Source organism: Curtobacterium sp. SP.BCo (assembly GCF_051903265.1).
Taxonomy (GTDB): Bacteria; Actinomycetota; Actinomycetes; order Actinomycetales; family Microbacteriaceae; genus Curtobacterium.
This window is the reverse complement of sequence record NZ_CP194337.1, coordinates 260,218-274,848: the sequence shown is the minus strand read 5'-3', so window position 1 is coordinate 274,848 and position 14,631 is coordinate 260,218. Positions and strand designations below refer to the sequence as shown.

Annotated in this window: 14 protein-coding genes; 12 read left to right on the top strand and 2 right to left on the bottom strand. The window is 70.3% G+C overall.

Annotated features, from left to right (window positions below):
- The first annotated feature begins 1 nt into the window (after nt 1).
- From ACRQ4B_RS01260 to ACRQ4B_RS01235, 6 genes are all read left to right on the top strand, one after another.
- Nucleotides 2-988 carry a branched-chain amino acid ABC transporter permease gene (locus ACRQ4B_RS01260; RefSeq protein ID WP_439692918.1) on the top strand — a complete coding sequence of 329 codons (987 nt, stop codon included), beginning with the start codon at nt 2-4 and terminating at the stop codon, nt 986-988.
- Entirely contained in the window at nt 981-1,868 is an 888-nt protein-coding gene (locus ACRQ4B_RS01255; RefSeq protein ID WP_439692917.1) for an ABC transporter ATP-binding protein, read from the top strand. The genes ACRQ4B_RS01260 and ACRQ4B_RS01255 overlap by 8 nt, the downstream gene beginning before the upstream one ends.
- Complete coding sequence (locus ACRQ4B_RS01250; RefSeq protein ID WP_439692916.1) at nt 1,865-2,671, top strand: ABC transporter ATP-binding protein; 807 nt, start codon at nt 1,865-1,867, stop codon at nt 2,669-2,671. Before ACRQ4B_RS01255 ends, ACRQ4B_RS01250 begins: the two co-directional genes overlap by 4 nt.
- Nucleotides 2,672-2,928: 257 nt before the next feature.
- A complete protein-coding gene (locus ACRQ4B_RS01245) occupies nt 2,929-3,120 on the top strand; it encodes a hypothetical protein (RefSeq protein ID WP_439692915.1) in 192 nt (63 codons plus the stop codon).
- 243 nt (nt 3,121-3,363) lie between these two features.
- Nucleotides 3,364-4,485 carry a GuaB3 family IMP dehydrogenase-related protein gene (locus ACRQ4B_RS01240; protein WP_439692914.1) on the top strand — a complete coding sequence of 374 codons (1,122 nt, stop codon included), beginning with the start codon at nt 3,364-3,366 and terminating at the stop codon, nt 4,483-4,485.
- 62 nt (nt 4,486-4,547) lie between these two features.
- On the top strand, nt 4,548-6,437 hold the full coding sequence (locus ACRQ4B_RS01235) for a glycerol-3-phosphate dehydrogenase/oxidase (protein ID WP_439692913.1): 1,890 nt from the start codon (nt 4,548-4,550) through the stop codon (nt 6,435-6,437).
- 87 nt (nt 6,438-6,524) lie between these two features.
- On the opposite strand, the gene ACRQ4B_RS01230 is transcribed toward ACRQ4B_RS01235, so the two are convergent.
- A complete protein-coding gene (locus ACRQ4B_RS01230; protein ID WP_439692912.1) occupies nt 6,525-7,028 on the bottom strand; it encodes a hypothetical protein in 504 nt (167 codons plus the stop codon).
- Between the two features lie 99 nt (nt 7,029-7,127).
- Between ACRQ4B_RS01230 and hutH the strand changes: the two genes are divergently transcribed.
- The 6 genes from hutH (at nt 7,128) to guaA (ending at nt 13,535) form a co-directional block, all read left to right on the top strand.
- Complete coding sequence (gene hutH / locus ACRQ4B_RS01225) at nt 7,128-8,675, top strand: histidine ammonia-lyase (protein WP_439692911.1); 1,548 nt, start codon at nt 7,128-7,130, stop codon at nt 8,673-8,675.
- A gap of 61 nt (nt 8,676-8,736) precedes the next feature.
- Nucleotides 8,737-9,267, top strand: a complete 531-nt coding sequence (locus ACRQ4B_RS01220; RefSeq protein WP_097181220.1) for a cation:proton antiporter regulatory subunit — start codon at nt 8,737-8,739, stop codon at nt 9,265-9,267.
- Between the two features lie 3 nt (nt 9,268-9,270).
- Nucleotides 9,271-10,704: a cation:proton antiporter gene (locus ACRQ4B_RS01215; RefSeq protein WP_439692910.1), complete on the top strand. Its 1,434-nt coding sequence runs from the start codon at nt 9,271-9,273 to the stop codon at nt 10,702-10,704.
- A 5-nt stretch (nt 10,705-10,709) separates the two neighbouring features.
- A complete protein-coding gene (locus tag ACRQ4B_RS01210; protein WP_439692909.1) occupies nt 10,710-11,489 on the top strand; it encodes an SURF1 family cytochrome oxidase biogenesis protein in 780 nt (259 codons plus the stop codon).
- 10 nt (nt 11,490-11,499) lie between these two features.
- Nucleotides 11,500-11,946 carry a DUF3817 domain-containing protein gene (locus tag ACRQ4B_RS01205; RefSeq protein WP_439692908.1) on the top strand — a complete coding sequence of 149 codons (447 nt, stop codon included), beginning with the start codon at nt 11,500-11,502 and terminating at the stop codon, nt 11,944-11,946.
- The gene (guaA, locus tag ACRQ4B_RS01200; protein WP_439692907.1) at nt 11,943-13,535 is read left to right on the top strand and encodes a glutamine-hydrolyzing GMP synthase; all 1,593 of its coding nucleotides are present in this window, start codon (nt 11,943-11,945) and stop codon (nt 13,533-13,535) included. Before ACRQ4B_RS01205 ends, guaA begins: the two co-directional genes overlap by 4 nt.
- A 213-nt stretch (nt 13,536-13,748) precedes the next feature.
- Here guaA and ACRQ4B_RS01195 read toward each other — a convergent pair whose 3' ends face one another.
- Nucleotides 13,749-14,621 (bottom strand): Bax inhibitor-1/YccA family protein, encoded by an 873-nt coding sequence (locus ACRQ4B_RS01195; RefSeq protein WP_439692906.1) that lies wholly within the window; start codon nt 14,619-14,621, stop codon nt 13,749-13,751.
- Between the last annotated feature and the right edge of the window lie 10 nt (nt 14,622-14,631).

Here is a 14,631-nt window from a genome sequence, read left to right as displayed (position 1 = left end):
CATGGACTACTTCCTCAACCTGCTGTCCTCGCTCACACAGGAGGCGCTCGCGCCCACGACGGCGGCGTTCGCGCTCGCCGCGATCGGCCTCAACGTGCACTTCGGGCTCACCGGCCTGGTGAACATGGGCCAGGCCGCGTTCCTGCTGCTCGGCGCGTACGGCTTCGCGATCTCGATCACGAACGGCCTGCCGTTCGTGATGGCGGTCCTGGTCGCCCTGCTCGTCGCGATCGTCTTCGCGATCATCCTCGGCATCCCGACCCTCCGGCTCCGCGGTGACTACCTGGCGATCGTGACGATCTCCGGCGCCGAGATCATCCGGATGGTGGGACGCTCGAGCCTGCTCACCACGACGACCGGTGGCTCGAACGGCATCACCGGGTCGAGCTACCGCGACCCGTTCAACGCCCTCAGCCCGCTGCCCGACGGCACCACGACGATCCTGTGGTTCACGTACTCGAACAACGGCGTCAACGGCTGGTGGATCCGCATCGCAGCGTGGGCACTCGTCGCCCTGTTCACCCTGGTGCTCTTCCTGCTCATGCGCAGCCCCTGGGGCCGCGTCGTGAAGGCGATCCGCGAGGACGAGGACGCCGTCCGCTCCCTCGGCAAGAACGTCTACTCGTACAAGATGCAGGCGCTCGTCTTCGGCGGCGCGCTCGGGGCCCTGGCCGGCATCATCTACGTCCTGCCGAGTTCGGTGCAGCCGGACGCGATGGGCCGCTCGATGACGTTCTTCATCTGGACCGCGCTCATCCTCGGCGGTGCTGCGACGGTGTTCGGTCCGGTGCTCGGCGCCGTGCTGTTCTTCGTGGTCCGGCTCTTCATCCGCACCCTGGCGGGCGACTTCATCCCCGACTCGATCATGAACGCGCAGCAGGCGGAGCAGTTCTCCTACGTGCTCGTCGGCGTCGCGCTCATGCTGTTGATCGTGTTCCGGCCACAGGGCCTCCTCGGCAACAAGAAGGAGCTGACGTTCAGTGTCTGAGTCGTACGCCCACAGCAAGACCGACCCCATCCTCACCGTCGACACGGTCACCCGGCGCTTCGGCGGCATGACCGCGGTGGACGTCGACCACCTCGAGGTCCAGCGCGGGTCGATCACCGCCCTCATCGGTCCGAACGGCGCCGGCAAGACGACGTTCTTCAACCTGCTCACCGGGTTCGACAAGCCGAGCCCCGGTGCCGTCACCCGCTTCGACGGCGCGACCCTGCAGAAGACGAGCGCGACGCACATCGCCAACCGCGGCATGGTGCGCACATTCCAGCTCACGAAGGCGCTGAGCCGGCTCACGGTGATGCAGAACATGCTCCTCGGGGCGCGGGACCAGCCGGGCGAGAACTTCTTCGCCGCCCTGGTCCCCGCGGTCTGGCGGCCGCGGGAGCGCGCGATCACGGCGAAGGCCGAGGAGCTCCTCGCCCGGTTCAAGCTCGACACCAAGGCGGACGACTACGCGGGCTCGCTGAGCGGCGGGCAGCGGAAGCTCCTCGAGATGGCCCGCGCGCTCATGTCCGACCCGACGATGATCATGCTCGACGAGCCGATGGCCGGCGTGAACCCCGCGCTGACGCAGTCGCTCCTCGGGCACATCCAGTCCCTCCGCGACGACGGCATGACCGTGCTGTTCGTCGAGCACGACATGCACATGGTCCGGCACATCTCGGACTGGGTGGTCGTGATGGCCGAGGGCAAGGTCGTCGCCGAGGGGCCGGCCGACACCGTGATGGACGACAAGGCCGTCATCGACGCGTACCTCGGCGCCCACCACGACACCGACCTGGGCGACGACTCGCTCCTCAACGAGGAGACCTACGAGGAGCTGGCCGAGGAAGTAGCGGAAGAAGACGAGCAGGAGGCGACCCGATGACCGACGCAACGGACCCCGTGACCGCGAGCAGCGCCTCCAGTCCGTCCCCGGCGGCCACGCTGGAACGCGAGCCGGTGCTCAGCGCGAAGAACCTCGTCGCCGGCTACCTGCCGGGGGTGAACATCCTGAACGGCTGCGACCTCGACTGCTACCCGGGCGAGCTCATCGGCATCATCGGCCCGAACGGCGCCGGCAAGTCGACGCTCCTCAAGGCGCTGTTCGGCCTGGTGTCGATCCGCGAGGGTTCGGTCACGCTGCAGGGCGAGGACATCACGAACCTCAAGGCGAACAAGCTCGTGCAGGCCGGCGTCGGCTTCGTCCCGCAGACGAACAACGTCTTCCCCTCGCTGTCCATCGAGGAGAACCTGCAGATGGGGCTGTACCTGCGGCCCCGGAAGTTCGCGGAGCGGCTCGAGGTCATCTACGACCTCTTCCCGGTCCTCGGGCAGCGGCGCGGTCAGCGTGCCGGTTCGCTGTCGGGTGGTGAGCGGCAGTCCGTCGCGATGGCCCGGGCGCTGATGATGGACCCGAAGGTGCTGCTGCTCGACGAGCCCTCCGCGGGGTTGTCGCCGGTGCGGCAGGACGAGACGTTCATCCGCACGCGTCGGATCAACAAGGCCGGTGTGTCGATCGTCATGGTGGAGCAGAACGCGCGACGCTGTCTGCAGATCTGCGATCGTGGGTACGTGCTCGACCAGGGGCGGAACGCGTACTCGGGCACCGGGAAGGAGCTCGCCGACGACCCGAAGGTCATCGAGCTGTACCTGGGAACGCTCGCCAAGGACGTCGACGCAGGCCGCTGAGCGGTCGGCGTCGGCCGCGGGTGTCGCTGTGGGGGCGGCATCCGCAACCGAGCGGGGTCGTGCGTGGACGCTCAGCGCCGCACGGCCCCGCTCCTCACCCGTGGGGACCGCGTCGTCGCGGCACCGTGCTGTCGTCGGGTCGGGACCGCGCTGTCGCGCGTCGGGACCGTGTCGTCGTCGGGTCGGGACCGCGCTGTCGCGCGTCGGACCGGCCTGGAGGCGCGGCTCGCCACCGCCGGGTCGGTATCGTTCCGGACGTGCGCACCTCCGGACCCCTCGTGCTGGACGCCCTCGTCTGGCTGGTCTTCGCCGCGCTCTTCGTCGGGGCAGCGCTGCTCGTGAAGGTCGCGGCGGCGCTCCTCGGGGTGCTGGTGGTGCTGGCGCTCCTGCTCGGCCTCGTGCTCCGGACGCTCCGGAAGCGCCGGGCCCGTCCCCGTCCGCCGCGCTGACCGCCGCGCTGAGCCCGGCGTCCGCACGGCCGCGCCGACCGTGGCGCGCACCGTGCGAGGGTCGCCCAGCGCGAGCGCAGTGTGCGAGGTTCCGCGCTCCGTGGGACGCCCGAGCCCCCGCACCGTGGTCGGACGCTCGCACACTGCAGACACCTCGCACGGTGCGAGCCCGCGGGACCTCGCACGGTGCGAGCCCGGCGCCCGCCCGTGTCACCCGGGGGACACGACCGCTAGGCTTGCCGGGTGAGTGAAGTCGAGATCGGTGCAGGCAAGCGCGGACGTCGGGCGTACGCATTCGACGACATCGCGGTGGTCCCCTCGCGACGGACGCGTGACCCGCGGGACGTCAGTGTGCAGTGGTCGATCGACGCGTTCACGTTCGAGTCGCCGATCCTCTCCGCCCCGATGGACTCCGTCGCCTCGCCCGCGACGGTCATCCAGATGGGCAAGCTCGGCATGCTCGGTGTGCTCGACCTCGAGGGGCTCTGGACCCGCTACGAGGACCCGACGCCCTACTTCGACGAGATCAAGACGCTCACCGACGGCAACGTCACGAAGCGCATGCAGGAGATCTACTCCGAGCCGGTCAAGGCCGAGCTGATCACCGCGCGTCTCGCCGAGATCCGTGCGGCGGGCGTCCCGGTCGCCGGGTCGCTCAGCCCGCAGCGCACGCAGGAGTTCTCGCAGACGGTCGTGGACGCCGGCGTCGACCTGTTCGTGATCCGCGGCACCACGGTCTCCGCCGAGCACGTCTCGCAGAACACCGAGCCCCTCAACCTCAAGAAGTTCATCTACGAGCTCGACGTCCCGGTGATCGTCGGCGGTGCCTCCACGTACACGGCCGCGCTGCACCTCATGCGCACCGGTGCCGCGGGCGTGCTCGTCGGCTTCGGCGGCGGCGCTGCGTCGACCACGCGGGCCGCACTCGGCATCCACGCCCCGATGGCCACGGCCGTCGCAGACATCGCCGGTGCCCGTCGCGACTACATGGACGAGTCCGGCGGTCGCTACGTGCACGTCATCGCCGACGGCGGGCTCGACACCGCGGGCGACGTCGTCAAGGCCATCGCGATGGGCGCCGACGCCGTGATGCTCGGCACCGCGCTGGCCCGCGCGACCGAGGCGCCCGGTGGTGGCTTCCACTGGGGTGCAGAGGCGCACCACCCGGAGCTGCCCCGTGGCCGCCGCGTCGAGGTGGGCACCATCGCCCCGCTCGAGAACGTCCTGAACGGCCCCACGCCGACCTGGGACGGCCGCGCGAACATCGTCGGCGCGCTGCGTCGGTCGATGGCGACGACCGGATACTCCGACGTCAAGGAGTTCCAGCGAGTAGAAGTGGTCGTGGCGCCGTACCACCAGCAGTGACGGTGGCACCCGCACTCCAGCGCGGGTGACGCCTCGGCGTCGACCGCGACACGGAGGCGACGATGGCGAAGACCAGCACGAGCACGTCCAGCGCGACCCGGCCCGCCCGGGCCGAGAACGCTGTCCCGGGGGTCGGGTTCGACCCGTCGGCGAAGCTCGGCCCCGACGAACGCGCGGCCGCGATCGAGACCCTGAAGACCCGGGAGCTCGACGTCCTGGTCGTCGGCGGCGGCATCGTCGGTGCCGGCAGTGCGCTCGACGCCGTGACCCGCGGCCTGAGCGTCGGCATCGTGGAGGCCCGCGACTGGGGATCGGGCACGTCGAGCCGGTCCTCGAAGCTGGTGCACGGCGGCATCCGGTACCTCGAGCAGCTCAACTTCGCGCTCGTCCGCGAGGCACTGATCGAACGCGGCCTCCTGCTGCAGCGGATCGCCCCGCACCTGGTGAAGCCGGTCCGCTTCCTCTACCCGCTCAACCACCGGGTGTGGGAGCGCTTCTACATCGGCATCGGCATGGCGATGTACGACGTGTTCAGCTGGTCCGGTGGTCGGCCGCCCGGCGTCCCCCACCACCGGCACCTCAGCCGTCGGCAGGTCCTGAAGAACATGCCGGGCCTGCGCAAGGACGCCTTCGTCGGCGGCATGACCTACTACGACGCCCAGGTCGACGACGCCCGCTACGTCGCCTCGCTCGTCCGCACGGCCGCGTCCTACGGCGCGCACGCCGCCAGCCGCATCCGCATCGAGGGCTTCATCAAGGTGGGGGAGCGGGTCGTCGGGGCCGAGGCGCACGACATCCAGACCGGCGAGAAGTTCGAGATCCGCGCGAAGCAGGTCGTCAACGCGACGGGCGTCTGGACGGACGACACCCAGGCGATGATCGGTACCCGCGGGCAGTTCAAGGTGCGGGCGTCGAAGGGCGTCCACCTGGTGATCCCGCGGGACCGCTTCCAGTCGAACACGGGCATGATCCTCCGCACCGAGAAGAGCGTGCTGTTCGTCATCCCGTGGGGGCGGCACTGGTTGGTCGGCACGACGGACACCGACTGGTACCTCGACAAGGCGCACCCGGCGGCGACCGCGGCGGACATCGACTACATCCTCGAGCACGTCAACAAGGTGCTCGCGGTGCCGCTCACCCGCGAGGACGTCGAGGGCGTCTACGCCGGACTCCGGCCGCTGCTCGCCGGGGAGTCCGACCAGACGTCGAAGCTCAGCCGTGAGCACGTCGTCGCGCACACCGTTCCGGGGCTCGTGGTGGTCGCCGGTGGCAAGTGGACGACCTACCGGGTGATGGGCAAGGACGCCATCGACGAGGCGGTGGCCGCGATGGACGGCAAGATCCCGGGCTCGACGACCGAGGACATCCCGCTGCTCGGCGCCGAGGGGTACCCGGCCGCGTGGAACCGTCGTGGCCGGACCGCCCGCAGCTTCGGGGTGCACAAGGTCCGGATCGAGCACCTGCTGAACCGGTACGGCACGCTGTCGAGCGAGGTGCTGCGGCTCGTCAAGCAGGACCCGTCGCTCGCGGAGCCCCTGCCCGGTGCCGACGACTACATCGGCGCCGAGGTGGTCTACGCGGCGTCGCACGAGGGTGCCCTGCACCTGGAGGACGTCCTGGCTCGCCGCACCCGCATCTCGATCGAGGCCTGGGACCGCGGCGAGTCCGCGGCCCCGGTCGCCGCGAAGCTCATGGCGGACGTGCTCGGCTGGGACCAGGAGACCACCGAGAACGAGGTGTCGAACTACCTGAAGCGCGTCGCTGCCGAGCGCGAGTCGCAGCTGCAGCCCGACGACGAGTCGGCGGACCGGGTGCGCCTCGAGGCGCCGGACATCGCGTTCGGCTTCGACGAGGACGACGTGGTCGTCGGCGGGGGGCGGTCGAGCGGCGCGGAGGGCGCGAAGGCGTCCGACGAAGCGGTGGTCGGCGAGAAGACGACGGAACCCGAGTAGACCCAGCCACAGCCCGACGCGACCCGCGTCGGGAACGCGGGTCGCGCCTCCCGGCCGACGTCAGCCTGGAGGCGCGACCCGCCTCCGTCAGGCGACCAGCGTCCCCGACGTGGCCAGGCGCGCACGGTGTCGCTCACCCACCACGATGACGACCGGGATCGCGACGAGCGCGATCACGCTGGTGACGTACAGCACGCCGGCCCAGATGGTGTGGTCCTCCCCGCCGACGCCGTACCCGTCGGCGACGTCCATGACGAGCTGGAACCCCGCGGCGAAGGCGGGGACCGCTCCGGCGGCCAGGACGCCGAGGAACCACGCGGCGACGAAGTGCACCTCGACGCGCTTCCACAGCGTCACCACCGCGATCACGATCGCCAGTGCCACGCCGATCGCCGCGATGACGACGACGCCGACCACGTCCCCGCCGACGTCGAACCCCTTCCGGTCGAGCTCGGCGTAGATCGTGCCGAGCGGTGTCCCCGGCACGGCTGCGAGCGGATCGAGCACGAGTTCCTGCACCGCGAGCAGTGCTGCGTAGGCGATGACCGCCAGGACCCCGATGCCGGCGACGACGAAGCGTGTTCTCCCCATGCGCGGACCCTAGCGGAACGATCCGCACCCCTGCCATGATCTGTACCGTCCAGTCGGTACCGTTGCGACGATGCCGTCCGCGCCGAGCGCAGGAGCAGCATGACCACCACCACCGCACCCGTCGTCACGGTCGACGTCGGCGCACTCGCTCCCACCGACGTCGTCGCCGTCGCCCGGCACGGCGCCCGCGTCGAACTCGCCCCGGCCGCCCTCGCCGCGATGGCCGAGAGCCGCGCGGTGATCGAGGCGCTCGCCGACGACACCGTCCCGCACTACGGCGTCTCGACGGGCTTCGGCGCCCTGGCCACGAAGCAGATCCCGTTCGACCGTCGCGCGCAGCTGCAGGCCTCGCTCGTCCGGAGCCACGCGGCGTCCAGCGGGCCGGCGGTCGAGGACGAGGTCGTCCGTGCGCTGATGCTGCTCCGCCTGTCCACCCTCGCAACCGGGCGCACGGGCGTCCGGCCCGAGGTCGCCCGCACCTACGCCGAGCTCCTCAACGCGGGGATCACCCCGGTCATCGGCGAGTACGGCAGCCTCGGCTGCTCCGGGGACCTCGCACCGCTCGCACACTGCGCCCTCGCCGCGATGGGCGAGGGTGAGGTCCGGGTCGACGGGGTCGCCCGTCCCGCGGCCGAGGCGCTCGCCGCAGCGGGCATCGAACCGTTGGCGCTCCGCGAGAAGGAGGGCCTGGCGCTCATCAACGGCACCGACGGCATGCTCGGGATGCTGCTGCTCGCGCTCGACGACCTCCGTGCGCTCATCGACACCGCCGACCTCGCCGCGGCCATGAGCGTCGAGGGGCTCGCCGGGACCGACACCGTGTTCGCCGAGGACCTGCAGGCCCTCCGCCCGCACCCGGGCCAGGCGGTCTCGGCCGCCAACGTCCGCGCCGCCCTCGCCGGCTCCCCGGTCATCGCGGCGCACCGCTCCACGGGGTTCACCCGCGTGCAGGACGCGTACTCGCTGCGGTGCGCCCCGCAGGTGCACGGCGCCGCACGGGACACCCTCGACCACGCGGCCCTCGTGGCGTCACGGGAGCTGGCCTCGGCGGTGGACAACCCCGTCGTCACGCTCGACGGCCGGGTCGAGTCGAACGGCAACTTCCACGGCGCTCCGGTCGGCTACGTGCTCGACTTCCTGGCGATCGCGGTGGCCGACGTGGCGAGCATGTCCGAGCGGCGGACCGACCGGTTCCTCGACGCCTCCCGGAGCGGTGGTCTGCCGCCCTTCCTGGCGAACGACCCCGGTGTCGACTCGGGGCACATGATCGCGCAGTACACCCAGGCGGGCATCGTCTCCGAGCTGAAGCGCCTGGCCGTGCCCGCGTCGGTCGACTCGATCCCGACGTCCGCCATGCAGGAGGACCACGTGTCGATGGGTTGGAGTGCCGCCCGGAAGCTCCGGCGCGCGGTCGACGGCCTGACACGGGTGGTCGCGATCGAGATCCTCACCGCGGCGCGGGCGACCGACATGCGCGGCACGGGATCGGCGGCCGTGACCGGTGCGGTGCGCGCCGCACTGCGGGAGCGGGTGGCGGGACCCGGCGACGACCGCTGGTTGGCGCCCGAGATCGCCGCCGCCGTCGAACTGGTCGCGGATCGGACACTGCTCGACGCCGCCCGGGCCGCGGTGGTGCGGACGGCCTGATCCGCGGAATGCCCGGCCCCGCTCGGTGGTTATCATCGGGGTACTCGAAAAGGGAGCCATCATGGTCGACGTCCATCGCGTCAAACTCCCCGGAGTCGGCGTGCTGCACAGCTTCTACACCGACGACGGTGGCAAGTGTGGTGTCATCACGCACCGGTCGGGCCACTCCGACCTCATCTCCTTCGCCGACGTGTCGGACGGCGCGGACAAGTCCGAGAAGGTGTCGCTGCGCCTCAGTGAGGACGAAGCGCACACCCTCGCCGAACTGCTCGGCGGCACCCGGATCACCGAGGGCCTCGACAAGCTCGACGAGATCCCCGGCCTGTCGATCGACTGGTTCTCGGTGGACTACGACGACGCCATCGCCGGCAAGCCCCTCGGTGACCTGCACGACTCGGGCTTCATCGGTCTGACCGTCGTCGCGGTGGTCCGTGGCGACAGCGCCAACCCGGCCCCGTCGCCGGACTTCGTCGTGTTCCCGGGCGACACCATCGTCGTCGCCGGGTCCCCGGAGAAGGTGGCGAAGGCGTTCTCGTTCTACCGCAGCGGAGAGCTTGCGGCCGCTGCGGCCGAGGCCCCGCCGAGGAGCTAACCCGTGCACCTGGGTGGTGAGCTGCTCACCATCGGCGCCCTGTTCCTCATCGCCTACGTCCTCGGACGCCTCGGCAAGACCATCGGCCTGCCCGCGATCCCGATCTACATGATCGTCGGGCTCATCGCGAGCCCGCACACCCCGTGGACCGGGATCTCGGTCGAGTCGCACACGATCGAGCTCATCGCGACGTTCGGTCTCATCCTGCTGCTCTTCAACCTCGGGTTGGAGTTCGACCAGGAGGAGTTCTACGGCAACGCCGGCAAGCTCCTCGTCTCCGGCGGCACGTACGTCGCCATCAACATGGGCGTCGGGTTCGCCTTCGGCTTCTCGCTCGGCTGGGGCACGCGCGAGGCCCTGATCATCGCGGGCATGACCGCGACGTCGTCGAGCGCGATCGTCACGAAGCTGCTCATCGAGCTCCGGCGGCTGGCCAACGACGAGACGCCGATGATCCTCGGCGTCACGGTCATCGAGGACGTCTTCATCGCGATCTACCTCGCGATCGTCTCCGTGGTGCTCTCCGGCGACACGAACGTCTGGGCGGTGGTCGGCAAGCTCGCACTGGCGTTCGGCTTCCTCATCGTGATGTTCACCCTCGCCCGGTTCGCGGGCAAGTGGGTGTCGAAGATCTTCGCGACCCGTGACGACGAGCTGTTCACCGTGCTGTTCTTCGGCCTCGCAGTGATGTTCGGCGGCATCGGCGACCTGCTCGGTGTGACCGACGCGATCGGCGCCTTCGTGATCGGCCTGCTCTGCGGTGCCACGCGCTACCGCGACCGCATCGAACAGCTCGCCCTGCCGATGCGCGACGTTTTCGCGGCGTTCTTCTTCGTGAACTTCGGCCTCGGGCTCGACCTGTCCACCTTCGGCGAGGTCCTCTGGCCGGTCCTCGGTGCGATCGGCATGACCGTCGTGCTGAACGCGGTCGCCGGGCAGCTCGTCGCCCGCATGAACGGCTTCAACGTCCAGCAGGGCATCAACACCGCCGTCATCCTGGTGAACCGTGGCGAGTTCGCGCTGATCCTCGCGACGCTCTCGGCCGCCGCCGGCCTGGAGGCGCGGATCACCGCGTTCGCGGGCCTCTACGTCCTCGTCATGGCCATCCTGGGACCCCTCCTCGCTGTGAACTCGGACCGGATCGGCCGCCTCGTGGTGCGGCCCGCCCGCCTCGTACGGCTGCGCTCGCGCCTCGGTGGCCGCCGAGCCGTCGCCGCGGCCGCCGCGGCCGAGGCCGCCGAGGCCGAAGCCGAGTCCGACGCGGCCGATGCAGCGGCCCGTCGGGCCGAGCGCGACCGGCAGTTCGCGGAGGAGTTCGCGCTGGTGGAGGCGGCTGGCAGGGAAGAGCGGGAGAATGAGCCCTTGGAGGCGGCGTCCGAGCCGCTCCCCGCCGAGCGCCCCGAACGCCCGGTCCGACAGCGCGATCCGGAGTACTGATACGAATGTGGGCCGTAGCCCGACGACCGAAGTGGATCGCGCTGCTGCTGCTGGCGCTCGTGCTCGCGGCGGTGTTCGCGGGACTGGGCAAGTGGCAGCTCGAGCGCAGCATCGCCAACGGCAAGCCGCTGCCCGCGACCACCGAGACCCGGAAGACGCTCGACTCGGTGACCGGGCCGATGCAGCCCGCGACCGAGAAGATGGCGGGCCAGAAGGTCACCGTCACCGGCCGGTTCGTCGCGGGTGACACGACCGTGCTCACCGGTCGCAGCGGGGGTGGGACGTACCAGACCGTCGGGCACCTGGTCGACTCGGGGAGCGGGGCGAGCCTCCCGGTCGTGATCGGGTGGTCCGACCAGCGGAGCGCCGCCGTCGCCGGTGGTGACCGTGTGGCGGACGGCGGCGAGGTGACCGTCGAGGGGCGGTACTACCCGGCCGAGTCGCCCGACCAGGACACCTACGACAAGGGCGAGTACTCCGCCGTCGCGCCGGCCCGGTTCGTGAACACCTGGAAGACCTTCGACGACCGGATGTACCTCGGGTACGTGGTCGCCGACGGCACCACCGCGAAGGCCGCCGACCTCGGCACCATCGCCGACCGTGCCCCCACGCGCGAGGTCCAGTTCGACTGGCTCAACCTGTTCTACGCGATCGAGTGGGTCGTCTTCGCCGGGTTCGCCGTGTTCCTCTGGTGGCGCTTCGTGAAGGACACCTTCGAGCGCGAGGAAGAGGACCGTCGTGAGGCCGCGCTCAGCGTCGACGGGGCCCTCGTCGACCGACGGTAGGATGGCCGATATGGCTCTGACCGTCCGGACCCGCGACATCCCGAAGATCCCGGGGGCGGTGCGGCTCTACCGCATCTCCGCGTACATCACCGGCGTGCTGCTGCTCGCCCTGGTGATCGAGGTGATCATCAAGTACACCCCGTTGCAGCTCGAGATGCAGCTCGGCAACGGCCCGTTCTTCGTGCCGAACGGCACGGCCGGTGAAGCGCCCGGCACGTTCAACCTCTCCATCGCGATCCTGATCGCGCACGGCTGGTTGTACGTCGTCTACCTCTTCATGGACTTCCGCCTCTGGAGCATCATGCGCTGGAAGCCGTCGCGCTTCCTGCTGATCGCCCTCGGCGGGATCATCCCGTTCATGTCCTTCGTGGTCGAGCACCGCATGCAGAAGGCCGCCATGACCACCTACCACGAGCTGACCGCGCAGCAGGCGCGGGAGAAAGAGAGCGCTCGGTGAGCGAGACCGAACAGCGTCCCGTCCTCGTCGTCGACTTCGGAGCCCAATACGCGCAGCTCATCGCGCGTCGGGTCCGTGAAGCGAACGTCTACAGCGAGATCGTCCCGCACTCGATCACCGCGGACGAGGTCCGTGCGAAGGACCCCGCAGCCATCGTGCTGTCCGGTGGTCCGTCGTCGGTGTACGAAGCGGGGGCCCCGTCGCTCGACGGCGACATCCTGGACCTCGGTGTCCCCGTGCTCGGCATCTGCTACGGCTTCCAGGCCATGGCGACCGCGCTCGGCGGCGAGGTCGCACAGACCGGCGCCCGAGAGTACGGCGCGACCGACGTCACCGTGACGGGGACGGACAGCGTGCTGCTCGGCGCGCAGCCGGAGTCGCAGGTCACCTGGATGTCCCACGGCGACTCCGTGGCGAAGGCGCCGGAGGGCTTCGAGGTCCTCGCGTCGAGCGCCTCGACCCCGGTCGCCGCGTTCGCCTCCGACGAGCGCAAGCTCTACGGCGTGCAGTGGCACCCCGAGGTCAAGCACTCCGCGTACGGCCAGGCCGTGCTCGAGAACTTCCTGCACCGTGCCGCGGGCCTCCCCGGTGACTGGAACTCCGCGAACGTCATCGACGAGCAGGTCGCCCGGATCCGCGCGCAGGTCGGCTCGGCCCGCGTCATCGCCGGGCTCTCCGGCGGCGTCGACTCCGCCGTCGCGGCGGCCCTGGTGCACAAGGCCGTCGGTGACCAGCTCACGTGCGTCTTCGTCGACCACGGGCTCCTCCGCGCCGACGAGCGCAAGCAGGTGGAGGAGGACTACGTCGCCTCCACCGGTGTCAGGCTCGTCACGATCGACGCGGAGCAGCAGTTCCTCGACGCCCTCGCCGGCGTCAGCGACCCGGAGCAGAAGCGCAAGATCATCGGCCGTGAGTTCATCCGCACGTTCGAGAGCGCGGCCGAGGCCCTCGTGCTCGAGGCACGTGCCGAGTCCGCCGAGGGATCCGACGCGGGCGAGGTGAAGTTCCTCGTGCAGGGCACGCTCTACCCCGACGTGGTCGAGTCCGGCGGCGGCTCCGGCACGGCGAACATCAAGTCGCACCACAACGTCGGCGGGCTGCCGGACGACATGACGTTCGAACTCGTCGAGCCGCTCCGCACGCTGTTCAAGGACGAGGTCCGCGCGGTCGGTCGCGAGCTCGGCCTGCCCGAGGTCATCGTCGGCCGCCAGCCCTTCCCCGGACCCGGCCTCGGCATCCGCATCGTCGGCGAGGTCACGAAGGACCGCCTCGAGCTGCTCCGTGCCGCCGACAAGATCGCCCGCGAGGAACTCACCGCGGCCGGCCTCGACGACGAGATCTGGCAGTGCCCGGTCGTCCTGCTCGCCGACGTCCGTTCCGTGGGCGTCCAGGGTGACGGCCGCACCTACGGCCACCCGATCGTGCTGCGTCCGGTCTCCTCGGAGGACGCGATGACCGCCGACTGGACCCGTCTGCCGTACGACACCCTCGCGAAGATCTCGAACCGCATCACGAACGAGGTGCCCGACGTGAACCGGGTCGTGCTCGACGTCACGAGCAAGCCGCCGGGGACGATCGAGTGGGAGTGACCCTCCCGCACTGACGGGGCCCGGCACGCACTGCGTGCCGGGCCCCGTCGCGTCCCCGGTCGTGTCGCGCCCGGTTCGTCGAGATCGCACTCGGTGACGCAGCGCCACGAGTGCCGTCCGCCGGAGTGCGATCTCGCGCCGGTTCTGGACGCGTGGGACCCCCGGACACGACGAAGGGCCCCGGCGTGTTCGCCGGGGCCCTCCTGGTCGGAGCTAGTTGCGCTGGCTGCTCGCGATGATGGCGAGGATGCGCAGGATCTCGAGGTAGAGCCACACGAGGGTGACGATGAGCCCGAAGGCCGCCGTCCACGCGTAGATCTTCGGGGCGCCGCGCTGGACACCCGTCTTGATCTGGTCGAAGTCGAGGATCAGCGAGTACGCGGCCATCAGGACCACGAAGATGCCGATCACGACGCCCAGCGGGATGCCGAAGACCGTCGTGCCCATGAGCCCGAACGCCGTCTTCGTGACGCCGGTCCACATCAGGACGAGGTTCACGAGCGAGAACGCCATGTACCCGACCATCGCGATGAGGAAGAAGCGGGTGAGCTTCGGCGTCGCGCGGACCTTGCCCGAGAGGAACAGCAGCAGCGTGACCGCGAACACCCCGAGGGTGCCGAACACGGCCTGCGCGACGATGCCGTCCGCCTGCGGGAGCGCGGTCTGGAAGTAGTTCGAGATGCCACCGACGAACAGGCCCTCGAAGAAGGCGTACGCCAGGACGAGTGCCGGCGACGGCTTCTTCTTGAAGGTGTTGACGAGCGCCAGCACGAAGCCGACGATCGCGCCGACGATCCAGACCATCGGCGGCAGGTTCCAGCCGGCGACCGCGCCGACGATCAGCACGCCGAACGCCAGGAGCGTCTTGACGATGGTGTCCTCGTACGACATGCGGTCGGTGTCGACCGTGCTCGCTGCCGGACGGTCGTACATGTACTGCAGCTGCTCGGGCGTCATGCCGCCCTGCGCCTGCTGCGGGGTCTGTCCCCAGCCGGCCTGCTGCTGACCAGCGCCACGCCCACCCCAGGTGTTGGGCCCCTGGTTGTTGAAGGCGGGGGACTGGTCGAAACCGGGCTTGAAGGCCATGGTGTCCTCT

Coding starts and splice junctions, on each gene's coding strand:
- ACRQ4B_RS01210 (WP_439692909.1), top strand. CDS start 10,710: ATGTGGGCCGTAGCCCGACGACCGAAGTGGATCGCGCTGCTGCTGCTG.
- ACRQ4B_RS01195 (WP_439692906.1), bottom strand. CDS start 14,621: ATGGCCTTCAAGCCCGGTTTCGACCAGTCCCCCGCCTTCAACAACCAG.
- ACRQ4B_RS01250 (WP_439692916.1), top strand. CDS start 1,865: ATGACCGACGCAACGGACCCCGTGACCGCGAGCAGCGCCTCCAGTCCG.
- hutH (WP_439692911.1), top strand. CDS start 7,128: ATGACCACCACCACCGCACCCGTCGTCACGGTCGACGTCGGCGCACTC.
- ACRQ4B_RS01230 (WP_439692912.1), bottom strand. CDS start 7,028: ATGGGGAGAACACGCTTCGTCGTCGCCGGCATCGGGGTCCTGGCGGTC.
- ACRQ4B_RS01220 (WP_097181220.1), top strand. CDS start 8,737: ATGGTCGACGTCCATCGCGTCAAACTCCCCGGAGTCGGCGTGCTGCAC.
- ACRQ4B_RS01205 (WP_439692908.1), top strand. CDS start 11,500: ATGGCTCTGACCGTCCGGACCCGCGACATCCCGAAGATCCCGGGGGCG.
- ACRQ4B_RS01235 (WP_439692913.1), top strand. CDS start 4,548: ATGGCGAAGACCAGCACGAGCACGTCCAGCGCGACCCGGCCCGCCCGG.
- ACRQ4B_RS01260 (WP_439692918.1), top strand. CDS start 2: ATGGACTACTTCCTCAACCTGCTGTCCTCGCTCACACAGGAGGCGCTC.